Genomic DNA, 22,905 nt, shown 5'->3' on the forward strand with positions numbered 1-22,905 from the left:
GGTGGTCACCGACCCACCGCATAGCCCTGCATCCCACGTGGGTTGGCACCGGCCCTGAGCACGCCCGAGTCAGCGTCCCGCGTCACGGCACAGAGCCTCCCCAGACTCCAGGGATCCGAGACGCGAACCGAGTGCCCGCGCCGCTCGAGCTCGGCCACGGCATCCGTCCCGACGCGGTCCTCGACGACGAGCACCCCGGGCTCGGCCTCCCTCGGGTAGAAGGACGCAGGCAGGCTCGTCGTGTGGAAGGACGGGGCGTCGATCGCCTCCTGGAGGCTCTGCCCCTGGACCAGGTGGCGCAGCAGGAAGACCAGCTGCCACTGCTCCTGCTGGTCTCCACCGGGAGAGCCGCAGGCCATGACCGGTCGACCGTCCCGGAGCACCAGGGTGGGCGTGAGCGTCGTGCGCGGGCGCCGTCCCGGTGCCAGCGACGAGGACAGGCCCTCCTCGAGCCAGAACATCTGCATCCGGCTTCCGAGGCAGAAGCCGAGCTCGGGGATCGTCGGCGAGCTCTGCAGCCAGCCGCCGCTCGGCGTGGCCGACACCATGTTGCCCCAGCGGTCCACGACGTCGACGTGGCACGTGTCGCCGCGGGTCACGCCGGTCGGCGCGACCGTGGGCTCCCCGAGGGTCGCGTCGAGCGCCGCCGCAGGACGTTCCTCGGCGAAGCGGGCGTATGCCGCGACCACCGGTTCGCGGCCTCCCGGGCTGCCCGGCCGGAGCGAGGTCGACGCAGTCTCGCCGACGAGCGACACGCGTTCGACGGCATACTCCCGCGACAGCAGGGTGTCGATCGGGACGTCGACGTCGCCGTACCACGCCTCACGGTCGGCGAAGGCGAGCTTGAGGGCCTCGGTGGCGCAGTGGATGCCGTGCGGCGTCGCGGGGTCGAGCGCGGCAGGGTCATCGAGCGCCTCCAGCAGGCCCAAGGTCTGCAGCAGGACGGGGCCCTGCCCCCACGGGCCCGTCTTGGCGAGGGTGTAGCCGTGGAAGTCAGCGGTGGTCGCCGGCTCCCACGTCGCAGAGAAGGCTGCCATGTCGGAACCGGTGATGAGGCCCGCGTGTGCTTCGCCGCTCGAGTCGCGGAAGGACTTGCGGGAGAAGGCGTCCACGGCTTCGGCGACAAAACCCTGGCTCCAGGCGCGACGGGCTGCGTCGATCTGGGCCTCGCGGTCGCCACCGGCTGCGCGTCCCTCGTGGACGAGTCGGTCCAGGGTGTCGGCATACGTCGGGTTGGCGAAGAGCGCACCTGGCGCCGGGACCTCACCACCGCGCAGCCACAGGTCGGCCGAGGTCGACCAGTCGCTTTCGAAGAGCTCGCGGACGGTCGCGATGGTCGTCGACACCCGCTCGAGGAGCGGGTGGCCGTGACGGGCGTAGCCGATGGCCGGCTCGAGCACCTCGGCCAGCGTCATGGTGCCCTCGTCGCGGAGCAGGAGCAGCCAGGCGTCGACCGCGCCGGGGAGGGCGGCCGCGAGCGGTCCTGAACCCGGCACGAGGTCGAGGCCCTCCGAACGGTAGTGCTCGATGGTTGCTCCGGCCGGTGCCGGGCCCTGGCCGCAGAGCACCCGCGGGGTCGGGTTCTCGGCGGTGGCGATGATCGCGGGCATGTCACCGCCGGGGCCGTTGAGGTGCGGCTCGACGACGTGGAGGACGAAGCCGGCCGTCACCGCGGCGTCGAACGCGTTGCCACCGAGCTCGAGGATCCGCATGGCCGACTGCGAGGCGAGCCAGTGCGTCGAGGAGACCATGCCGAAGGTGCCCTCGAGGGTGGGACGGGTGGTGAAGGTCATGTGAGGCTTTCCGTGGTCGTCGTCGAAGTCGTCGTGGTCGTGGCGGTCACAGCGGTCGTCGCGCTAGCTGCTGCGTCGGTGCGGATGTCGGGTCCGGTCCCGTCCTGCTCCACGAGGTGGCAGGCCACCGTGCCGCCGTCCCCGACGGTGCGCAGCACCGGGACCTCCTCCGCGCAGCGGGCGACCGCCACCGGGCAGCGGGTGCGGAAGCGGCAGCCGGAGGGTGGATCCATGGCCGACGGGAGGTCGTCACCGAGCAGCACCGGCGTGCGTGCTCGCTGCCGCTCGGGGTCCGCGACCGGCGCAGCAGACAGCAGCGCCTGCGTGTAGGGGTGCTTGGGATGGGCGAAGATCTCCTCACGGGTGCCCACCTCGACGAGCTGGCCGAGGTACATCACCGCGATCTCGTCGGCGAGGTACTCGACGGCCGACAGGTCGTGCGTGATGAAGAGGCAGGCGAAGCCGATGTCGCGCTGCAGGTCGGCGAGCAGGTTCAGGACGGCGGCCTGCACCGACACGTCGAGGGCGCTGGTCGGCTCGTCCGCGACGAGCAGGCTCGGCTCGGACATCAGGGCCCGGGCCAGGCTGACGCGCTGGCGCTGCCCTCCGGACAGCTCGTGGGGGTAGCGCTCGGCCACCTCGGGACGCAGACCGACCCGGAGCAGGCTCTCCTTGACCCGCTCGGACCGCTCGCGCCGGTTCAGCCTCGCGGCCTGGAGCCGCAGTGGCTCGCCCACCACCTCGCCGACGAGCATGCGCGGGTCGAGAGACCCGGCCGGGTCCTGGAAGACGATGGAGACGTCGCGGCGGTGCTGGCGCAGCTCCTTGCGCGACAGGTGGGTGACGTCGGTGCCGCCGAGCCTCACCGCGCCGTCGGTGGGCTCGACGAGGCGCACGATGCAGCGGCCGACCGTCGACTTGCCCGAGCCGCTCTCGCCGACGAGGGCCGTCACCTGACCCTTGCGGATGCGCAGGGACACCCCGTCGACGGCTCGGACGGGACCGAAGTGCATGACGAGGCCCTCGAGCTCGAGGACCGGCTCACCCGGCCCGGCGGGAACGGGCTGCCCCCCGGGCTGGGTCGTCTCCACGGCTGCGGGCTTCATCGGGACTCCTGGCGGGTCGTTTCGGCTGCCTCGTGGCGCGGGTGCCAGCACGCGACCCGGTGCTCCACGGCGCCGGCGGCTCCGGTCCCAGCGTCGGCGTCGGTCGGCGGGCCTCCAGAGAGGGCGGCGAAGGGCGGGGCAGAAGTGGAGCACCGCTCGGAGGCGGAGGGGCAGCGGTCGGCGAAGGTGCAGGCGTCCGGCTGGGTCTCGAGCACGGGCACCAGACCCGGGATCTCCTGCAGCCGGTGCGTGCCCGCGTGGTGGCCGGGACGGGGCGAGGCCGCGAGCAGCCCTGCGGTGTAGTGGTGCTGTGGTCGTGCGAACAGCTCGTGGACGGTGGCGCTCTCGACGACGCGACCGGCATACATGACCATGACGCGGTCGGCCACGTCGGCGATGACGCCGAGGTCGTGCGTGATGATGAGGATGCTCGTGCCGAACCGGTCGCGCAGCCCCCGCAGCACGTCGAGGATGCCCGCCTGGACCGTGACGTCGAGAGCCGTCGTCGGCTCGTCGGCCACGAGGACCTTCGGCCGGCAGGCCACCGCCATCGCGATCATGACGCGCTGTCGCATGCCCCCAGACAGCTGGTGCGGGTAGTGCTTGACGCGCTCGCGCGGGGACGGGATCCCCACGAGGCTGAGCAGCTCGACCGCCTGGTCGAGCGCCTCCTTGCGGCTGAGGCGCTCGTGGGCCTGGAGCACTTCGACGACCTGGCGTCCGACCGTGAGGACCGGGTTCAGCGAGCTCATCGGCTCCTGGAAGATGTAGGCGATGTCGCGGCCCCGGACGCCGCGCAGCGCGCTGGGCCTGGCCCCGACGAGCTCGACGCCGTCGAGTCGCACCGACCCCTCCACGCGGGTGCTGCGCGGGAGGAGACCGGCGAGGCTCATCGCGGTGACGCTCTTGCCGCAGCCGGACTCGCCGACGATGCCGACGATCTCCCCTGGGGCCACGCGCAGGTCGACGTGGTCGACGGCCGAGACCGAGCCCACCTCCGTGCGGAAGGTCACCGTGAGGCCGTGGACGTCGAGGACGGGTTGGCCCTCCTGCTGCGGGGTGCGGCCGAGGGTCCCTGTGGCGGCGGTCATCGGCGACTCGCTTTCGGGTCGAGGGCGTCGCGCAGGCTGTCGCCGAACACGTTGAACGCCAGGGCCAGCACCATGATGGCCACCCCGGGCAGGACGGCGGCCCACGGTGCCCGGGCCGCGAACTGCTGGGCGTTCGCCAGCATCGTGCCGAGGCTGGGCGAGGGCGGCTGGATGCCAAGGCCGAGGAACGACAGCACGGCCTCGCCGAGGATCGCGGCGGGGATCGCGACGGTCGCCTGCACCAGCACGACCGAAGTCGCGTTCGGCAAGATGTGCCGGGCCAGGACCCACAGGTCGCTCGCCCCGTGGACGACCGCGGCCGCGACGAAGTCGAGGGACTTCAGGCGCAGGGCGTCGGACCGCACGACCCGGATGACGCCCGGGATCTGGGCGATGCCGATGGCCACCGCGGCGTTCGCGAGGCTGGCCCCGCGGATGGCGGCCAGGCCGACGGCCAGGATGAGGAAGGGGAAGGCGAGCAGCAGGTCGGTGACCCGCGAGATGATCGTGTCGGCGGCCCGGAAGTAGCCGGCGACGAGCCCCAGCGGCACCCCGATGAGCAGGGCCGTCAGCACCGCCAGCAGGGCCACCTCGAGCGAGGCCCTCGCGCCCAGCATGATGCGCGAGAGCACGTCACGGCCGAGGTCGTCGGTACCGAGCAGGTGGCCGGGCGTTCCCGGCGGCGCCAGCGTGTTGGAGAAGTCCGTGTGCTCCGGCGTGTAGGGCGCCACCCAGGGCGCGATCACGGCCACGAGCACCGCAATGGCGAGCACCGTGAAGCTGACGACGGCCAGCGGGTTGCGGCGCAGCCGGCGCAGCACGCGCGAGCGCTGGCCGCTCGCCGTGCGCGGGGTGGGGCCGGCGGCCAGGGCGGTGTCGACGCTCATGAGGCCTCTCCGGTGATGCGGACCCTGGGGTCGATGAGCCCGTAGAGCAGGTCGACCACGAAGTTGATGACGATGTACGAGGTGGCCGTGACGAGGACGACGGCCTGGATCACGGGGTAGTCGCGCTGGAAGACGGCGTCGATCGTCATCTTGCCGAAGCCGGGCAGGCCGAAGATCTGCTCGGTCACCACCGCTCCGGAGATGAGGCCGCCGAGCTGCAGGCCGACGATGGTGACGACCACGATCAGGCTGTTGCGCAGTGCGTGTCGCCCGATGACGGCCGACGGGCGCAGGCCCTTGGCCTCTGCCGTGCGGACGTAGTCGGTGGACAGCGAGTCGAGCATGGACGACCTCGTCTGTCGCATGATCACCGCCGAGAGGCCGGTACCGAGGATCAGGGCCGGGAGGATGACGTGGTGGAGGTTGTCCGTGACGCTCTGACCTAGGGGCACGAAGCCGGACGCGGGGAAGAGGCCCGTCGCGACGGACAGGTAGAGGATGGCGATGAGTCCCAGCCAGAAGTGCGGGACGGACAGGCCGAGCAGGGCGAACGCGTTGGCCACCCACTCCGAGGGGCGGCCGCGCCGCACCGCCGCGACGACGCCCGCTCCGACACCGAGCACCACCGCGATGGCGATGGCCAGCAGCGACAGCTCGACGGTGACGGGGATGGCCGTGCCCAGCATGGAGCTGACCGACTGGCCGGTGCGGACGGAGATGCCGAGGTCGCCCTGGAGGGCGTGGCTGACGAAGCGCCAGAACTGCACGGGCAGGGACTGGTCGAGGCCGTACTCGGCGCGGATCGCGGCGAGCGCCTCCGGGGTCCGGTCCTCGCCCGCGAGGGCGAGGGCCGGGTCCCCGGGCAGCGCCCGCACACCGAGGAAGACGACCACGGTGGCGAGCACCAGCGTCACCAGCGACTGCCAGGCGCGGTGGAACAGGTAGCGACGCACGACCGCTACTTGGCCATCCCGGCGAAGGCGACCCGGACGACGCCGTCGGGGAAGACCTGCACGCCCTTGAGCGAGTTCGAGACACCGGTCAGGTTGCGCTGGCGGTAGAGGTAGATCAGCGGGTCGGTCTGGTGCAGCCGGTCGATCACCTGGGCGTAGAGGTCCCGGCGCTGGCCGACGTCCTGGGTCTCGCGGGCCTTGGCGAGGAGGTCGTCGACCTGCTTGTCGCTGAAGCCGGCCACGTTCTGGCTGCCGCCGGTGCCGACGAAGTTGGTGATGTTGGCGTCGGGGTCGACGCGGCCCGACCAGCCAAGTTGCAGGAGGCTGAACTGCCCCTGGTCCTGCTGGTCGAGCAGCGAGGCGTACTCGACCGGCTTGATCTTCAGGTCGAAGCCGCCCTCCTTGACCATCGACTGGAGCGCCTGCGCGAGCCGAAGGCTGTCGGGGTTGTTCGAGGTGATCATCTCGATCGGGAAGGGAGTCTGGACCCCCGCCTCCTTGAGCAGCGCCTTGGACTTCTCCGGGTCGTGGGCGGTGCACTTCTGGGCCGCGTCGCTCGAGAACTCGCTGGCCGGCGAGATGGGTGAGCAGGCGACGGTGTTGAGGTCGTTGAAGATGACCTTGACGAGACCGGCCCGGTCGATGGCGTACTCGAAGGCCTGGCGGACCCGCGGGTCCTTCGCCTCCGGGGCGTTCCTCATCTGCGGCGGAGCGTCGACGCCGTTGGTGTTGCCGATGTTGAACGTCACGCCCTGGTAGCCGAGGGACTGCGACTGCAGGACCTGCAGGGACTTCTCCTGCTTGAGCCCTGGGACGTCCTGCGCGGAAAGGGAGTCGGCCACGAGCACGTCGCCCGAGCGCAGGTTCGCGGCACGGATGCTGGCGTCCGTGATGATCCGGTAGCTGATCGAGTCGAGGTGCACCTTGTCGGCCGCGTAGTAGTTCGGGTCCTTGACGAGGTCGATCGAGTTCTGCGGCACGCGCTTGGAGAACTTGAACGGGCCGACGCACACGGGCGAGGAAGCGAAGTCGGTCCCCAGCTTCTTGGCAGCCGTGGGGCTGACGATCATGCCGGCACGGTCGGTCAGGGCCGCGGTCAGCGGCGCGAACGGTTTGTCGAGGGTGATGACGACCGTCTTGGGGTCCTTGGCCGTCACGCTTGCGATGGGTCCCAGCTCGCTCTTGCGCGCCGAGCCCTTGAGGGAGAGCTCACGCTCCAGGGAGGCCTTGACCGCCTCCGCGTCGAACGGCGTGCCGTCCGCGAACTTCACGCCGGTCTTGACGGGGATCGTCACTGTCTTGCCGTCACCGCTGACAGTCGGGAGCGCCGTGGCCAGCTGGGGCACGATCTTGGCCGACTGGTCGACGTCGTAGAGCTTCTCGCACATGGCGCTGAAGACGTACCGGGAGTAGAGGCTGCGCGAGAGCGCGGGATCGAGCTTGTCCGGCTCGGCCGAGAGGGCCATGACCAGGGCGCCGCCCTGCTTGACGTCACCGGCGTTGGCGGGCGAGCCGAAGCTGTCGGCGCCGCTCGCGCTGGAGCCGGCGCCCGCTCCACCCGGGCTGGCCTGGTTCGCGCTGGGTCCGACGGCCGAACAGCCGGCGGCTCCAAGCGAGGTGGCGGCGAGAACGACCGCCAGCGCGCGCGCTCGCGCCCAGGCCGGCGAGGAGGTCGAGACGTTCCGAACTGTCATGACACGCTCCGTGGTGGGGGGAAGGCGAAGTTCGGGAATCGTATCCTGTATACAAGAGCATTTGGTAGGTTGAACGGACCATTTTTTCGCGACTCACCTCCGCCGTCTCCGGGGGCTGCCGACGGACGGCTAAGAGGTCAGCCGGGGCGCAGCCCGCGACTGGATGGGTGGCCGACGAGGTGGGCGACGTCTGCGCGCGCGGCGCCGCGGGCATGGGTCGGCGGCGGCACGACGAGCGCCGCTGGACCCGCACGAACCCGCGCCCCTGACCTCTGGCAGCACCGTCGGCCGAGGGTGACCCGGTCACCGGGGCCAGATCACTCACTGAGGGTGATGCCCCCGCGGCCAGCACAGGCGAGCCTGAAGAAGGCAGAACGTCTCGTCTGACTGGAGGAACATCATGAGCGACGTGCGCCAGCAAACACCGGCGACCGGAGCCAACCGGATGCCGCAGCAGCCGGGTTACGGAACGCCCACCGAGGACAGATGGAGCGGCTGGGTCCTCTTCGGCTCGATGATGCTGATCATGCTCGGCTGCTTCCAGGGCATCGCCGGGCTGGTAGCCCTCTTCAACAAGAGCTACTACCTGGTGGCCTCGACCGGACTGGTCGTCCACGTGGACTACACCGCGTGGGGCTGGGTCCACCTGATCATCGGCATCGTCGCGCTGGTGTCCGGCTTCGGCCTGTTCACCGGCGCCCTGTGGGCGCGAGTGCTCGGCATCGCCGTGGCGGGCATCAGCGCGATCGTCAACTTCGCCTTCATCCCGGCCTTCCCGCTGTGGGCCCTGACGATGATCGTGGTCGACTTCCTCGTGATCTACGGCATCGCCGCTCACGGCAAGGAGGTCGGGTCCAGCACCTGAGGCCGCGGGCGCGGTCCAGCGGATCCCCTTTCGCACCCCGGGACGGACGCGTGACGTCCCGGGGTGCCTGCCGTATGCGTACGGCTGGCCACCGCGAGCGCGCGCACGCCGGTGGGGGCGGACACGCATACGTGCGGTGACCGCCTGAGTTGGCTGCACGCGTACGCAGTCACCCGGCCGGGGTGAGGCGGCCGACGCGCGCGAGGACGACTCTGGGAGGGACCGGTGGGGGGCGCGCGTGTGCTCCGCGGAGGGGATGGAGACGGGCTGATGGCTCAGACGGTGACGGACGTGCTGGTGGCGGGCTACGAGGACACCACCTCGGCACGGGCGGACTTCGACGCGCTCGTGGCGGAGGTGGGCCGCCGGAAGGTGGCGATCGAGGGCGTCATCCTCGTCTCGCACGCGCAGGACGGGAAGGTCTCCGTCGAGCTCACCGGCGACCACCTCGGGCGCACGGGTGCCCGCTGGGGCGGTGGCGTGGGCCTGGCCGTAGGCCTCTTCGCGCCGATGCTGCTGGCCACGACCGTGGCGACCGGTGGGGTGGTCGGCTGGCTCGCCGGGCGGTTCAGCGCGAACCGGCTGCGGCAGCAGATCGAGCAGCGCCTCGGCGAGAACCTGCCGCCGGGGTCGGCCGGGGTCATCGCCGTGTTCGACGACGACCAGCGACTGCGGGTCGAGCAGGCGCTGACGCGCACGCAGGCCCGCTCGCTCGTCCAGGCCGACCGGGACGGACTGGGGGCGCTCAAGGACTCCCTCGCCGAGGCCATGGCGAAGTTCAGCCCGGACCGGACGGTCCTGCCGATCCCGGATCGTGCCTTCAGCGGGATGGCCGGCCGCACCCTCGGCGAGTCCATCGCGGACTGGACGATCGTGGCGCCGGTGCGCCCGCCCGAGGGTGCGCCCAACGTGCTCATCGCGCTGATCGACGACGCCGGGTTCGGGGGCCCGTCGACCTTCGGCGGCGCGATCGAGACACCGAACCTCACGCGCGTGCAGCGCATGGGCCTGACCTACAACCGGTTCCACGTCACCGCGGTGTGCTCGCCGACGCGGGCGGCCCTGCTGACGGGGCGGAACAACCACCGGGTCGGGTTCGGGTCGATCGCGGAGTACCCGGGGCCGTTCCCGGGCTACACCGCGTCGGTGCCTAAGAGCTGCGCCGCGCTTCCCCGGATCCTGCGGGAGAACGGCTTCGTCACCGGCGGCTTCGGCAAGTGGCACCTGACCCCCGACAACGTGCAGGGGGCCGCGGGCCCGTTCGACCGGTGGCCGCTGTCGTGGGGCTTCGACCACTTCTGGGGCTTCCTGTCGGGGGCGGCCGGCCAGTACGACCCGATCATCACCCAGGACAACTCGGTGCTCGGCGTGCCCGAGGGCAAGGACGGGCAGCCGTACTACTTCCCCGACGACCTCACCGACAAGGCGGTCGAGTGGCTGCACGCGGTGCGCGCCCAGGACACCGAGAAGCCGTGGTTCATGTACTACTCCACGGGCTGTAGCCACGCGCCGCACCACGTGGCCCGGCAGTGGGCCGACCGCTACAAGGGCCGCTTCGACGAGGGCTGGGACGCCTACCGGCAGCACACCCTGGAGCGGCAGAAGCAGCTCGGGCTCGTGCCCCAGGACACCGAGCTGACCGAGCGGCCCGAGGCGCTCCCCGCGTGGGACTCCCTCAATGACGCGCAGAAGAAGCTCTACGTGCGGCAGATGGAGGTCTTCGCCGGCTACTCCGAGAACGCCGACTGGAACGTCGGTCGGCTGCTCGACGCCATCGAGGCGGCCGGCGACCTCGACAACACGCTGGTCTTCTACGTCTGGGGCGACAACGGCGCCAGCATGGAGGGCACCCTCACCGGGTCGTTCAACGAGATGACGTTCCTCAACGGCGTCGAGCTCGAGGCGCCCGAGCAGCTGGAGCTGATCGAGAGGTACGGCGGCTCGGAGGCGTTGGGTGGCGACCACACGGCGCCGCACTTCGCGGCCGCCTGGGGGCATGCGAGCAACACCCCCTTCCAGTGGGGCAAGCAGACCGGCAGCCACCTCGGCGGCACCCGCGACCCGATGGTCGTCGCCTGGCCGCGCCGGATCAGCCCGGACCGGGCGGTGCGAAGCCAGTTCACGCACTGCATCGACATCGCGCCCACCGTCCTGGAGGCGGCCGGCATCCCCGAGCCCTCGCACGTCGACGGGATCGCGCAGGAGCAGATGGACGGCACGAGCTTCCTCTACACGTTCGACGACCGGGAGGCGGCCGAGCGGCACACCGTGCAGTACTCCGAGTCCTTCGCCAACCGCAGCATCTACAAGGACGGCTGGTGGGCCTGCGCGCGCATCGACCGGAACCCGTGGGCCTTCTCGCCGGAGACGCTGGCCGCCTTCGCGCCCGGCGTCTACGACCCCGAGCAGGGCGTGTGGGAGCTCTACTACCTGCCCGACGACTTCTCGCAGGCCCACGACCTGGCCAAGGAGCAGCCCGCGAAGCTCGAGGAGCTGCGGCAGCTGTTCTGGCAGGAGGCCGAGCGCAACCGCGTGCTGCCGCTGCTCGGTGGCCTCTGCGTGATGTACGGCATCCTGCCGCCGCTGCCGGCCGTCACCCGGCGCACCTTCGCGGGCGACGTCCAGAACGTGCAGCGCGGGATGATCCCGTTCGTCTACGGCCGCTCCTACGCCATCGAGGCGGACCTGCACGTGCCGGAGGAGGGTGCGGAGGGCGTCATCGTCGCGAACGCCGACTTCATCGGCGGCTTCGCGCTCTGGGTCGACGGCGACCACCGGTTGCACCACACGTACTCCTTCCTCGGGGTGGAGACGTACAAGCAGGTGTCGACCAAGCCGCTGCCCACGGGCGACCTCGCCGTGAAGATGCTCTTCGAGGCCGACGAGAACAAGCCGGGCACCGGCGGCACCGTCACCCTCTGGGTGGGCGAGGAGAAGGTCGGCGAGGGTCGCATGCCGCGCACCGTGCCCGTCGCCTTCTCGTCGTATGCCGGCATGGACATCGGGCGGGACAACGGCCTCGTGGTCGACCTCGACTACGAGGACAAGGCGCCGTACGCGTTCACCGGAACCGTCCGCCAGGTCGTCTTCGACCTCAAGCCCGGCACCCGCGAGGAGGAGGAGATGCTCCACCGCCACGGCGCCGCCCATCTCGTCTCGCACGGCATGCACGCCTGACGGCCGATCCGCGACCACCCACCGCACGAAGGAGAGAGATGACCACCACACAATCGCCCACCCCCACGACCGAGGCGTCGGGCCCGATCGACTTCATCCTGCTGGAGTTCCCACGGGACCGGCTCACCGGAGCCGCCGGCGACGCGCTGATGGACCTCGTCGAGCGCGGCGTGATCCGGCTCTACGACCTGATGGTCGTCAGCAAGGACGACGACGGCCGGGTCGAGGTCCTCGAGGTCACCGACCCCATGTCCGCCTCCGGCGGGTTCTCGTACTTCGCGGGCGCCCGGTCGGGGCTGCTCGGTGACGACGACGTCGCCGAGGCAGCCGGGGCCATGTCACCCGGCACCGTCGCAGCGCTCATCGTCTACGAGAACAGCTGGGCCGCGCCGTTCGTCGCGGCCGCCCGCGAGTCCGGCGGCGAGCTCATCGCGAGCGCCCGCATCCCGGCCACCGAGGTCATGGCCGCCCTCGAAGACCTCGAACCCAGCAGCTGAAGGAGAGGAACACCATGCCAGGACTACTCCGGGGAGTCGCCCGCACGGCTGTCGTCGCCGGCACCGCGTCGGCGGTGGCCGGTCGCGTCCAGCGCCGCCAGGCCTCGAAGTTCGCCGAGAAGGACGCCGCCACGGCGGCCCAGCGCCAGCAGGCGTACGACGACCAGGTGTACGGCCAGCAGCAGGGCTACCAGGAGCAGCCGCCCCCGGCGGCCGCGCCGGCGCCGCCGCCACCGCCGGCCGCTGCGAGCACCGACGTCGTGCAGCAGCTCAAGGGACTGGCCGAGCTGCGCGACCAGGGAATCCTGACCGACGAGGAGTTCGCCGCCCAGAAGGCCAAGATCCTCGGGACCTGACGGGTCGGTCGTCGGATGGACGAGCGCGACCCCGAGCCCGACGCCGTCACGCGCACCGGCGCGCCGGTGCGGGCTCGGGCCCGAGTCGACCCTCTCGGGCTGATCAGCGGTGGTGAGGGCGTCATCACCGGCACCGTGGTGTGCGCCGCGGTCATCGCCTACGGCGCCGGCCACGTGGACTCGACGGCGCAGTTGAGCGTCGCCATCTTCGGCACCGTGCTCGTCTACTGGCTGGCGCACCTGCATGCCCACACCATCGGTGCGTCGGTGACGCACGGCCACCACCCGGCCGTGGCCCTGCGACTGGCGGTCAAGGAGACGTGGCCGATCGCCGGCGCCTCGGTGCTGCCGATCATCGTCCTGCTCGTCGCCGAGCTGGCCGGGGCCACGTTGCGCACGGCGGCCTGGATAGCGCTCATCGCCACGATCGTGCTGCTCACCGGATACAGCTACCTGGCGGGGGCGCGGGGCGGCCTGAGCCCGTGGGGACGCGTGGCCAGCGCCGCGGTGGGTGCTGGGATCGGCCTGCTCGTCGCCGGCCTCAAGGTGGCCCTGCACTGACCATGCCCCGTGACCACGGGAGTGGCTACCAGCTGCCTGAGGGCGGTGCGGGAGAGTGAAGGAGGTGGCCGGGACAGGTCGAGGTCGGAGGGAGGTCCACAGGTGCGCGCTGACGCAAGCGTCATGCACGTCGACGCCGACTCGTTCTTCGCCTCCGTCGAGACGCGGCAGAAGCCGTCGCTCGTGCGCACCCCGGTCCTCGTCGGCGGGACGGGCCCGCGCGGGGTGGTCGCCACCGCGAACTACGAGGCGCGCAGGTTCGGCTGCCACTCGGCGATGCCGATGTCGCAGGCACGGGTGCTGTGCCCGTCGGCGACCGTCCTGACTCCCCGCTTCGCCGCGTACGCGGAGCACAGCGCCCTCATCATGGACACCCTCCGCGAGCTGTCCCCGCTCGTGCAGCCGGTCAGCCTCGACGAGGCATTCGTCGACCTGGCCGCCGGCCCTTTCGCCGCCGACCCTGCCCTCGGAGCCGATGTGGCCCGCCGGCTGGTCTACAACCGGTCCGGGCTGGTCGTCTCCGTCGGTCTCGGCCGCTCCAAGCTCATCGCCAAGCTCGCCTCGGACGCGGACAAGCCGAACGGGTTCACCGTCGTGCCGCCCGAGGCGGAGGACGACTTCCTCCTGCCCAAGCCGGTCTCGGCACTCTGGGGCGTCGGACCGGCGACGGACACGACGCTGCGACGCCTCGGCATCGTCACGGTCGCCGACCTGCGCGCGACGAGCCGCGAGGACCTGGTCCGGACTCTCGGTGAGGCTGCCGGCTGGAACCTCTACCGCCTCGCTCGTGGCGACGACCCGCGTCCGGTCGTCGTCGAGCGGGAGGCCAAGAGCGTGGGCGCGGAGCGCACCTTCGCGGAGGATCTCCGCCGCTGGGAGCTGCCCGGCGCTCTCGAGGACGTCCTGGCTCGCGCGCTGCGGCGCCTGCAGCGGCACGGCGGCGGCGCCCGCACGGTGACGGTCAAGGTCCGCCTGTCCGACTTCACCACGCTGACCCGGTCGGTCACCCTGGCCCAGCCGACGTCGGAGGCGGAGCAGCTGCGGGAGGCGGCCACGGCGGCGCTCGACGCCGCGGACCCGAAGGAACCGGTCCGGCTGCTCGGGGTCGCCCTGTCCGGCCTGACCCACTGGGCCCAGCTGCGCCTGCCCGAGGAGGCGGACGCAGTCCTGATCGAGCCCACCACCTCCGACCGGGCGGTCGCTCCGTTGGTCGGCACGGCGCCACTCCCCACGGGTGACGAGACGGGCGACAGCACCGGCTCCCTGGATGCGGGCGTGGTGCCGGCGGCCGATGGACGCGACGACGCGGCGGACGCCGACGACGACGATGACCGGGACGGCGAGCGCCTCCCGGCACCGTTGACGGTGCACACCTGCGCGGTCGGCCTGGACGTCGAGCACGAGGAGCACGGGAGCGGCTGGATCGCGCGCGTCGCCGACGGGGTCATCACCGTCCGGTTCGAGGGTCCCGGCACCCCACCGCGTCCCGAGCGCACGTTCGACGTTCGCCGGACGCTCCTGATGAGGGTCGCGCCGCCCGCGCCGACCCCGCCACGGAAGCTGACCGCGCTGCCGAACCTCGACCGGTTTGGGAGCGCGGGGCAATCCCTGCTCGTCGACGGGTTCATGCCGCACACTGGGTGATCGGCCGCAAGGGGGGAGCCGTCCTCCCCCCTCTGGCTCGGTCGTCCTCCAAATCCCGCCTGCTTCAGGTACGCGTGAAGACGAGGGCCGAGATTCGGGTTAGCGACATCAGTCACACCAAATCGGGATGTGTCGGGCCCGTGTCACCTCATGTATTTCTAGTCCCGCTGAAACCATCCGATGGAACACATCATCGGTCGTCGTGACGAGGAGCGAGTCAGCGTAGGGCGGAGCTTCAATGAGTGAGGTCTCGCACTGGGCGCGGCCCGAGAACCGTCGGTGTGCCCAACTAGCGGCCAAGTCGCGAAACGCACCTACTTCCGACCTTTGCGACAGGCGAGAGGCATCAGTGGTTTGCAACGCATCCAGCCAAGGGATATCCGGCAGCCATACCCACTCTGAGTCCGGGGACGAGGAAAATACTTGCAGGAGCCTTGAGCGCGTAACCGGGTCCAGGTAGCCGGCGGCCGCAACCGGTATCGACGAGGCATCGATCCCCGGACGAAGCTCCACAAGCTGGCTCCAATCCGTGTAGCCATCGACCGGGGTTGGGAAGCCTGTCTGCGCGGCAATAGAGTTCCAAGGCCACAGTCCGCCGTCCGGGGAACGCCCGGGGAGCAATAGACGAGCAGTAAGTCTCATGAACTGAGGCCCTCCAATGACTATTCAGGAGCGGGCGGAGCCACCGCACGGAGCACCCACGAAACGAAATACGAGCGCACGCCCGAGCGGACATCCTCGGGGGCCAGCGTTGGGTACTCAAGTGTCAGCGTGGCCATGGTGAGAGGATCCATCGTGATGCCAGAGACGACAGAGAAACTGTCGCCGCTCATCTCGAGCCTGCAGGATTGTCCTCTCTTTTCGCAATCCACGGCATGCCCATCATCACTAGATGGCAATCCGCCTGGCCTCGGTAGCCGGTAGGTCACTAGGCGGGCACGCAGCGGAGCGTTCGCAGTACTTAGGACCACGACTGGAGATCGCCAGTTCTCCGGAGAGACTCCATTGATGACCACATCAGAGTCAGACTTAGGAGCAATACTTTGCATGTGTCCGTCAATTCGCCATACGACTTGACTTGGCTTGAGTCGCTGGCCCTTCAAACTGGCCGAGGGCGGCTCCTTCGGGGGCTCCGAATATGGAGTGAGAGCAAGACTCTCCGTCTTCTCGCCCGCCGACGCGGGGGCTGACGCCATCAACTCTGAAGAGGCGTTCGGCCCTGGCGACGGCGTGCACCCTCCTACCGAGAGCATGCACGCCGCGGCTGAGAGTGCGACTAAGCAGGACTTCAGCACGTCCACCTATCGTCGTTGTCGGTATAGGCAATGTAGCTGTTACCGTTGATCACGACGCGGTGGTAGCTCTCGCCGAGCCACGTGTATGTACCTACTCCGGCGCAGTACCACTTGGCATTTGCGTTCGTGTACATCTTGTAGCCGCTGTCTCCACCGTTCGCGAGGTACTCCCAACCCCACCAGCGGCTGCGGTACAGGTTCGTGTTGACGACCATGTTCGTGTAGAACGGGCATTCCGTACGGCCGTGCACCGACGCGAACGAGTAGGACGCGTGCACGTTGTCGGTGTAGCCCCAGCATCCCGAGGGCACCGCTGCGGACGGCGCGTACCCCTCTACGGTGCCTGACGGTTTGCCCTGAGCGGTGCTGTCGAGACTCGCTGACGACGAATGGCCGCCGCTCGGCTTTGGCTTGGCGGGCGCGCCATCGGCGGCGATTGCGGACGGTGTGGCAAGGCAGACCATACTGACTAGAGCGGCGAGCCCCACTCTGACTGAACGGTTGAGACGAAGCATGGTGATCCTTTTCCATTGATATGGCAAAGTCCCCCTGTGGGATCCCTGTGGGTTGGATCATCCTCGGCTGAGGGTGGAATGGGAATGGGATCAAAGAATCTTGACCATCTACTTACATTTCCGGCGATCTTCTCGCGCAGCGCCGGCGCCTTATCCACAGGACGGGCGTCGTGTCCTAGTCATCTCGTCGCGTGGAGGGCAGATCGCGCCTCAGCATCAGCCTCTTGGAGCACGGCATCACGATCACGTACGTGTCCAGTAGCCCGGACGTCGCGTTTCTGGACGGGGTGCAGTACCTGGACGGCGGACCGTGCGTCGCCGCGGCAACAGCAGGTGAGCCGATCGAGTACCCGAGCCATGACCCGCTCGACGAGGCGCAGTGGCAGCTCTTCGGCCAAGCCGGCGCGGCGACGGGCGTGACGAGCACCTTGTCGCTCCCCACCATGGATGGGGCAGCAGTCACCGCCAGCATCAACCTCTATGGGGCACGGCCGGACACGTTCGACGGGCGCAGCGAGGAGCCGCCCGACTGTTCGGGGCGTGGGCGCCGGGGGCCGTGACGAACGCCGATATGACGTTCGCGACCCGGCTCGAGGCGGCGGATGCCCCGGCCCGGCTACAAGACCTCGGGGTCATTGACCACGCGGTGAGCGTCCTCATGGCGCGGGACCACATCCGTGAGCACCACGCACGCGAACGACTCGCGGTCGCAGCCGCGCGCGCCGGCGTTCCGGTCGTCGCCCTCGCACGTGCAGTGCTCGACGGTGACGGACGCGTGGGGCCGCCTTCGCCACAGAACCGGAGTGACGCCACGGGATGACGGTGGCCGCTGCGCGGACTCAGCACGGCAAGTCGCCGTATTTGACCGCGGGCCCGACTCCGGCACTGACACGTGTGGCGCCCTGGCGGAGGCCGGGCGGTACGGGCAAACGCGAAGGGCCCCCACCTGGTAGGTCGGGGCCCTCTTCTTCACGCGTGCGCGAGGGGGGATTTGAACCCCCACGCCCTTTCGGACACTGGCACCTGAAGCCAGCGCGTCTGCCGTTCCGCCACTCGCGCGTGACAAGCAGACAGTGTGCTGCATGCCCCCCGGTATCGCCAAACCGGGGTCCCCGACGCGAACCGGACGCCTCCACGGACGGGCGCTCAGGGGACCGCCGGTGACCCCGCCTCGGGCAGCTCCTGTCCCGCGCGCCGACCGGGCGGAGCGGCATACCCCTCCTCGTGCCGACCACGGGCCGGGCCGCCGAGCGAGAGGGTGGCGAGCAGGCCGAGCACGAGGAAGCCGGCGGCGGTGAAGGCGGCATACCGCGTGGCGTCGGAGAACGCCTCCTTGGCGACGGGAGCCACCGGGGCCGTACGCGGGTTGCTCGCGAGCGCCGGGATCGCACCTCCGGCGCTCTCCACGACGGCGTTGACCACCGCGGTCCGTGCCGGGGCCGGGACACCGGCGTCGCTCAGGCCGGCGTCGAGCCGGGCACCGGCGCTCGTGAAGAGCACCGTGCCCAAGATCGCGATGCCGAGCGCCGAGCCGATCTGCCGGGCGGTCGACTGCAGCCCCGAGCCTTCGCCGCTGCGCTCGACGGGCACGTCGACAAGGACGACACCGGTCAGCTGCGCGGTGGCGAGACCGACGCCGAAGCCGTAGACGAAGAGGCACGGCACCATGGCCACCCACGACGTCGAGGGACCGATGACCAGGCCGAGGCCGGCCACACCGACGATCTCGGCGACGATGCCGACCCGGACGATGGCCGGCGGGCTGAGCCGCTTGCCGAGCACGGCCACGAGCCCGCTCGCCGCGAAGGAACCGATCGCGAGCGCCAGCAGCACGAGGCCGGTCTGGAAGGCGGTGTAGCCCAGCACGTTCTGCAACCACAGCGGCAGCGAGAGCACGATCCCGAACTCGCCGAGGCTGACGATCATCGCGGCGATGTTGCCGTTGCGGAACGAGCGGATGTCGAAGAGGTCGAAGCGGAAGAGCGTCGGGAGGCCGTTCGCCGTACGCCGCAGCGTGCGCACCACGAACGCCGTCCCTGCCAGCAAGGTGATCGCGAAGGCCACCGGCACGGGGGACAGACCGCTCGACCACGTCCACGGCCCGATCTCGAAGGGCTTGACCACGCTCCACCAGCCGTAGGTGCGGCCCTCGATGAGGCCGAAGGCGAGCGTGGCGAACGTGACCGCCGACAGCAGCGCCCCGACGACGTCGATGCGGCCCTGCACCCGTCCGCGGGACTCGTCGACGAAGAGCACCACGCCGACCACGATGAGCAGCCCGATCGGCAGGTTGATCCCGAAGGCCCAGCGCCACGAGAACGACGTCGTGAGCCAGCCCCCGAGCAGCGGGCCGACCGCGACCATGCCGCCGATGGTCGAGCCCCAGACGGCGAAGGCGATCCCGCGCTCGCGGCCCTGGAAGCCGGCGTTGATGAGCGAGAGCGTCGTCGGCAGGATCATCGCCCCGCCGAAGCCCTGGATGATGCGAGCGCCGATGAGCGCCTCACCCGAGCCCGAGACGGCCGCGAGCACCGAGGCGACGACGAAGAGGGCGACGCCGATGAGGAGCATCCGGCGCCGGCCGATCCGGTCGGCGACGGTGCCCCAGATGAGCAGCGTCGCGGCGAAGACGAGGGTGTAGGACTCCTGCACCCACTGCACCTGCGACGAGGTGAGCCCGAGGTCCTCGACGATGTAGGGGACGGCGACGTTGACGATCGTGGAGTCGACGATGATCAGCGCCACGGCGATGCTGATCGCGACCAGACCCCACCACCGGCGGTTGTCCCCACCGCGGGCGGCGACGGGGCGTGACTCCTCGGTCATGATGGCCTCCATATGTTCAGATGATCTAAAGATATGGAAGCAGTAAGGTGCCGTCATGGCAATCCCGCCCCCCGACAGCAGGACCGGCGCCCCCGTCGAGGGCCTGCCGCGGCGCGCCCACGAGCCCGAGACCTGGGCCCTGCGCGCGCTCGGCGCCGCGGAGGCCGAGGCGTCCGGCGCCCTGGCCCGCCGGATGCGGATGCACCCGACCGACTTGTCCGCGATGAGCCACGTGGCCGCCTCCGACGGCCGGCTGGGGCCGCGCGAGCTGAGCACCCGGCTCGGGATCACCCCCGCGGCGATGACCGACGTCGTCGACCGACTCGAGGCGGCGGGGCACCTGCTGCGCGAGCGCGACACCGCCGACCGGCGCCGGGTGCGGCTCGTGCCCACCGAGTCGGCCGCGACCGAGGTGCGGGGTCAGCTGCGCAGCCTGCTCGACCGGCTCGACGCGCTGACGGAGGAGTTCACGCCCGACGAGCGCCAGGCGATCCACCGCTACCTGCAGGCGGCAGCCGACGCGTACCACCGGTTCGCCACCGACGAGGACTGAGCGCCCGACCGCTCAACCGAACGACCGATGGCGCGGCGACAACCGCCTCAGAGGCCGTCGACGACCGTGGCCGCCATCTCCATGCACGCCTCGTGCGTCCGCTTGGCGATCTTCAGCGGGTCGAGGTGCAGGCCGGGGGCCAGCATCGGGTCGTAGGGGATGTCGACGACCGAGCGCACCCACTGCTCGAAGTGCTCACGCGTGTGCACCCCGGCGCCGCCGTCGCCCTTGGCCGAGGTGTGCGAGATGACGCAGACGGCGTTGCGCACGAGGTCACCGCGGCCCATCGCCACGAGCGCGTCGAGGTTCTTGGCGGCCACGACCGACGTGTCGTCCTTGAGGGAGGTCGCGAAGACGAGCATGTCGGCGCGGGCCGCGGCCGCGAGCCAGTTGGGCGAGAGGCGGTTGTTGCCGGTGTCGACGACGATCATCCGGTAGAAGCGCGAGAGCTGCGTGTGCAGGTCCTCGAACTCCTGCTCACCGATGATCCGCATCGCCTCGTCGTCATCGGCCGAGGCCAGCACGTCGAACGACAGGCCGCGCTGCTCGCGCACCCAGTGCTCGAGCTCGGAAGTGCCGGCGTTGGGGTCGCCCGCGATCTGCGGCAGCGCACCGAGCAGGTCGACGACCGTGCGGTGGTGGCTCTGCGACGGGGCGCGCATGCCGAGCGTGCCCTCCGTCTCGTTGTTGTCCCAGGCCAGCACCGAGCCGGACCGGTAGCGCCCCAGGTAGCTCGCGAGCATCAGGGTGACGAGGGTCTTGCCGCCGCCGCCCTTGGTGTTGATGACCATGACGGTCTTGCGGCCGTTGAGCGGCCGCGCGATGCGGTCGATGCGGTCGCGCTCGAGCATCTCCTTGGAGCTCGGGCCGAGGCCGAAGGCCTTGCGCAGCCCGGAGCTCGCCTTGACCTTCTGCCGCGCCCCCTTCGAGCGCGCCGTGATGAGGTCCTCGGCGCTCGGCCCGTCGGAGCCGTCCGCCCCCTCCGTGCGCGAGGTGGTGCTGCCGTATGCCGTGTCCGAGGTGTCGCCGTAGCCCTCGCGCGCGGCTGCGGCCACGTCGGGGTCGACGGCCGGTGCGGCGGCATACGCCCGCTCGGCAGCCGTGTGGTCGGTGGTGAAGGTCGAGCCGGGGGTCACGCTGCCGGAGTCGGTGCTCGAGGCGTAGGCCTCGGGCTGGGCACCGGCCGGCGTCCACCCCGAGTAGGACGTCTCGGCCGACTCGGTCGACGGCTGCCAGTCGCTCCACGAGTTCGCGCTGCTCGGCTCGTAGGAGGAGCCGGCGTCCGAGGAGGGAGCCGAGGCGTCGGCGGCGTGCCACGAGGTGTCCTCCCACGTGGAGCTCCACGGGTCGGCCGGGGCCTCCTCGTCCTGCGACGCGCCGGCCGTCGCGATCGGGATGGGCAGGGTGAACCCGCCCGGGACGGAGTTGTTGGCGGGGAAGCCCGGGATGCCCTGGTTCTCGGTGCTGCCGGTCTCGTCCTTGCCCATCGAGCGCTCCTTGCTGACCTGACCACGTGCGGGGACCCGCCACGGATCCCCGTGCGATGGTTTCATGCTTCGGCCGGACCGCAAACCCGGACGGTAGCCGCCCGGGTGCACACCCCCGCGTGGCCGTGAAGTGGCCGCGAAGTGGCGGTGAGGCGGCCGGGAACCCGCCCCGCCCTGTCTGTCGGTGGGAGGCGGTAGGGGCTGACCCGGTTACGATGAAGCGCCCGGCAGGAGGTACCAACGAGGAGGAGACGGCGTGGGAATCATCAACCGTGTCGAACACGGTCTCGCCAAGGCTGTCCACGGTGCCTTCGCCAAGGCCTTCAAGTCGGAGGTCCAGCCGGTCGAGATCGCCTCGGCGATCCGGCGCGCGATGGACGACCGCGCGGCCCTGCTCGGCCACGGCCGTTCGATGGTCCCCAACGTCTACACGATCGAGCTGAGCCAGACCGACTACGACCGGCTCGGCGACTACGAGGACGACCTGTCCGACGACCTCGTCGCAGCAGCGCAGGAGCACGCCGACTCCCAGGGCTACCAGCCGGGCGGCCCGCTCGAGGTGCAGCTCATCGAGGGCGAGGGCCTCGAGACCGGCGTGTTCCGGGTGCGCCCGGCCACCGTCAAGCACGCGGCCCGCGAGTCCGACCCGGCGCCCGCGGCCGCCCGCCCGCACACGAGCACCGGCACGATGGTCGACGAGCCGGCGGTGCACCGTCCCGCCCCACGCTCCAACCCCTCGGCGCGGCCCTGGCTCGACATCGCCGGCGACCGCTACCCCCTCCTCGGCAGCCTCACCACGCTCGGCCGCGACGAGAGCGCCGACATCGTGGTCGACGACCCCGGCGTCTCCCGGCGCCACAGCGAGATCCGCGTCACGACCGACGGACCGCACCTGGTCACCTCGATCCGCGACCTCAACTCGACCAACGGCACCTTCGTCAACGGCGAGCGCATCTCCAGCCAGCGCCTGCAGGACGGCGACCGCCTGACGATCGGCCGCACGACCGCGACCTTCCGAGCCGGGCGCCGGTGACATGAGTGAGCTGACCCTCACCCTGCTGCGGCTGGGGCTGCTGGCCCTGCTGTGGCTGTTCATCTTCAGCGTCGTGGGCGTGCTGCGCACCGACATCTACGGCACCAAGGTGAGCCGGCGCACGCGGCGCAAGGCGCTCAAGGCCGCCGAGCAGCGCGACGCCGCCCGAGGCCGCCGTGCGCCGGTCCCCGCGGCCGCCGGCGCCGGCGCGGCAGGTGCCGGCCCCGTCACCCCCGAGCGGGGCACCCCCCGCCGTGGCCGTGGCAAGGGCACCCCCACACGCCTCGTCGTCACCGAGGGCCCGCTTACCGGCACGTCGCTGCCGCTGCGCAGCGCCGGGGTGCTGATCGGCCGCAACCCGGAGTGCGCGCTCGTGCTCGACGACGACTACGCCTCCGGCCGACACTGCCGCATCCAGCCCGACCCCAGCGGGCGCGAGGGCTGGGTCGTCGAGGACCTCGGCTCCACCAACGGCACGTTCATCGGTCGCGAGCGCCTGAACGGGTCCCGGCCCGTCGAGGTCGGCACGACCCTGCGGATCGGCAAGACCGTCCTCGAACTGCGAGGCTGAC

20 protein-coding genes and 1 tRNA gene are annotated in these 22,905 nt (G+C 70.7%); 11 read left to right on the top strand and 10 right to left on the bottom strand.

Annotated elements, in window-relative coordinates:
* Window positions 1–5: 5 nt before the first annotated feature.
* The 6 genes from AB0316_RS01530 to AB0316_RS01555 are packed head-to-tail and all read right to left on the bottom strand — an operon-like array spanning window position 6 to window position 7,524.
* A complete protein-coding gene (locus AB0316_RS01530) occupies window positions 6–1,793 on the bottom strand; it encodes a gamma-glutamyltransferase family protein (protein ID WP_366269859.1) in 1,788 nt (595 codons plus the stop codon).
* Window positions 1,790–2,899 carry an oligopeptide/dipeptide ABC transporter ATP-binding protein gene (locus AB0316_RS01535; protein WP_366269860.1) on the bottom strand — a complete coding sequence of 370 codons (1,110 nt, stop codon included), beginning with the start codon at window positions 2,897–2,899 and terminating at the stop codon, window positions 1,790–1,792. Before AB0316_RS01535 ends, AB0316_RS01530 begins: the two co-directional genes overlap by 4 nt.
* Entirely contained in the window at window positions 2,896–3,990 is a 1,095-nt protein-coding gene (locus AB0316_RS01540) for an ABC transporter ATP-binding protein (protein ID WP_366269861.1), read from the bottom strand. The genes AB0316_RS01535 and AB0316_RS01540 overlap by 4 nt, the downstream gene beginning before the upstream one ends.
* The gene (locus tag AB0316_RS01545) at window positions 3,987–4,877 is read right to left on the bottom strand and encodes an ABC transporter permease (protein WP_366269863.1); all 891 of its coding nucleotides are present in this window, start codon (window positions 4,875–4,877) and stop codon (window positions 3,987–3,989) included. Before AB0316_RS01545 ends, AB0316_RS01540 begins: the two co-directional genes overlap by 4 nt.
* Window positions 4,874–5,830, bottom strand: a complete 957-nt coding sequence (locus AB0316_RS01550; protein WP_366269864.1) for an ABC transporter permease — start codon at window positions 5,828–5,830, stop codon at window positions 4,874–4,876. Before AB0316_RS01550 ends, AB0316_RS01545 begins: the two co-directional genes overlap by 4 nt.
* Before the next feature lie 5 nt (window positions 5,831–5,835).
* Entirely contained in the window at window positions 5,836–7,524 is a 1,689-nt protein-coding gene (locus AB0316_RS01555; RefSeq protein ID WP_366269866.1) for an ABC transporter substrate-binding protein, read from the bottom strand.
* A gap of 400 nt (window positions 7,525–7,924) precedes the next feature.
* Between AB0316_RS01555 and AB0316_RS01560 the strand changes: the two genes are divergently transcribed.
* The 6 genes from AB0316_RS01560 to AB0316_RS01585 all read left to right on the top strand — a co-directional run bounded on the left by AB0316_RS01560 (window position 7,925) and on the right by AB0316_RS01585 (window position 14,624).
* A complete protein-coding gene (locus tag AB0316_RS01560; protein WP_366269867.1) occupies window positions 7,925–8,389 on the top strand; it encodes a hypothetical protein in 465 nt (154 codons plus the stop codon).
* Window positions 8,390–8,659: 270 nt separating this feature from the next.
* Entirely contained in the window at window positions 8,660–11,566 is a 2,907-nt protein-coding gene (locus AB0316_RS01565; protein ID WP_366269869.1) for a sulfatase-like hydrolase/transferase, read from the top strand.
* Window positions 11,567–11,604: 38 nt separating this feature from the next.
* On the top strand, window positions 11,605–12,063 hold the full coding sequence (locus tag AB0316_RS01570; protein WP_366269871.1) for a DUF6325 family protein: 459 nt from the start codon (window positions 11,605–11,607) through the stop codon (window positions 12,061–12,063).
* A 14-nt stretch (window positions 12,064–12,077) separates the two neighbouring features.
* Complete coding sequence (locus AB0316_RS01575; protein ID WP_366269873.1) at window positions 12,078–12,419, top strand: SHOCT domain-containing protein; 342 nt, start codon at window positions 12,078–12,080, stop codon at window positions 12,417–12,419.
* 15 nt (window positions 12,420–12,434) lie between these two features.
* Window positions 12,435–12,980, top strand: coding sequence for a hypothetical protein (locus AB0316_RS01580; RefSeq protein WP_366269874.1), 546 nt, complete (start codon window positions 12,435–12,437; stop codon window positions 12,978–12,980).
* A gap of 102 nt (window positions 12,981–13,082) precedes the next feature.
* The gene (locus tag AB0316_RS01585; protein ID WP_366269875.1) at window positions 13,083–14,624 is read left to right on the top strand and encodes a DNA polymerase IV; all 1,542 of its coding nucleotides are present in this window, start codon (window positions 13,083–13,085) and stop codon (window positions 14,622–14,624) included.
* Between the two features lie 1,288 nt (window positions 14,625–15,912).
* Here AB0316_RS01585 and AB0316_RS01590 read toward each other — a convergent pair.
* Window positions 15,913–16,434, bottom strand: coding sequence for a hypothetical protein (locus AB0316_RS01590; protein ID WP_366269877.1), 522 nt, complete (start codon window positions 16,432–16,434; stop codon window positions 15,913–15,915).
* Between the two features lie 224 nt (window positions 16,435–16,658).
* On the opposite strand from AB0316_RS01590, the gene AB0316_RS01595 reads away from it, so the two are divergent.
* Complete coding sequence (locus AB0316_RS01595) at window positions 16,659–16,994, top strand: hypothetical protein (protein WP_366269878.1); 336 nt, start codon at window positions 16,659–16,661, stop codon at window positions 16,992–16,994.
* 11 nt (window positions 16,995–17,005) lie between these two features.
* The gene (locus AB0316_RS01600) at window positions 17,006–17,254 is read left to right on the top strand and encodes an ANTAR domain-containing protein (RefSeq protein WP_366269879.1); all 249 of its coding nucleotides are present in this window, start codon (window positions 17,006–17,008) and stop codon (window positions 17,252–17,254) included.
* 156 nt (window positions 17,255–17,410) lie between these two features.
* On the opposite strand, the gene AB0316_RS01605 is transcribed toward AB0316_RS01600, so the two are convergent.
* Window positions 17,411–17,493, bottom strand: a tRNA-Leu gene (locus tag AB0316_RS01605).
* A gap of 87 nt (window positions 17,494–17,580) precedes the next feature.
* Window positions 17,581–19,260 carry a DHA2 family efflux MFS transporter permease subunit gene (locus AB0316_RS01610; RefSeq protein WP_366269881.1) on the bottom strand — a complete coding sequence of 560 codons (1,680 nt, stop codon included), beginning with the start codon at window positions 19,258–19,260 and terminating at the stop codon, window positions 17,581–17,583.
* Window positions 19,261–19,315: 55 nt separating this feature from the next.
* Here AB0316_RS01610 and AB0316_RS01615 point away from each other — a divergent pair, with 55 nt between their 5' ends.
* Window positions 19,316–19,813, top strand: a complete 498-nt coding sequence (locus tag AB0316_RS01615; RefSeq protein ID WP_366269882.1) for a MarR family transcriptional regulator — start codon at window positions 19,316–19,318, stop codon at window positions 19,811–19,813.
* Window positions 19,814–19,860: 47 nt separating this feature from the next.
* Here the strand turns inward: AB0316_RS01615 and AB0316_RS01620 are convergent, their stop codons facing one another.
* A complete protein-coding gene (locus tag AB0316_RS01620; RefSeq protein WP_366269884.1) occupies window positions 19,861–21,300 on the bottom strand; it encodes a hypothetical protein in 1,440 nt (479 codons plus the stop codon).
* Between the two features lie 256 nt (window positions 21,301–21,556).
* Here AB0316_RS01620 and AB0316_RS01625 point away from each other — a divergent pair, with 256 nt between their 5' ends.
* Window positions 21,557–22,333, top strand: a complete 777-nt coding sequence (locus AB0316_RS01625; RefSeq protein ID WP_366269885.1) for a DUF3662 and FHA domain-containing protein — start codon at window positions 21,557–21,559, stop codon at window positions 22,331–22,333.
* A gap of 1 nt (window position 22,334) precedes the next feature.
* On the top strand, window positions 22,335–22,904 hold the full coding sequence (locus AB0316_RS01630) for an FHA domain-containing protein (RefSeq protein WP_366269887.1): 570 nt from the start codon (window positions 22,335–22,337) through the stop codon (window positions 22,902–22,904).
* Window position 22,905 lies beyond the last annotated feature (1 nt).

It is taken from the genome of Terrabacter sp. NPDC080008, from assembly GCF_040702505.1.
In the GTDB taxonomy this organism is placed as follows: domain Bacteria; phylum Actinomycetota; class Actinomycetes; order Actinomycetales; family Dermatophilaceae; genus Terrabacter.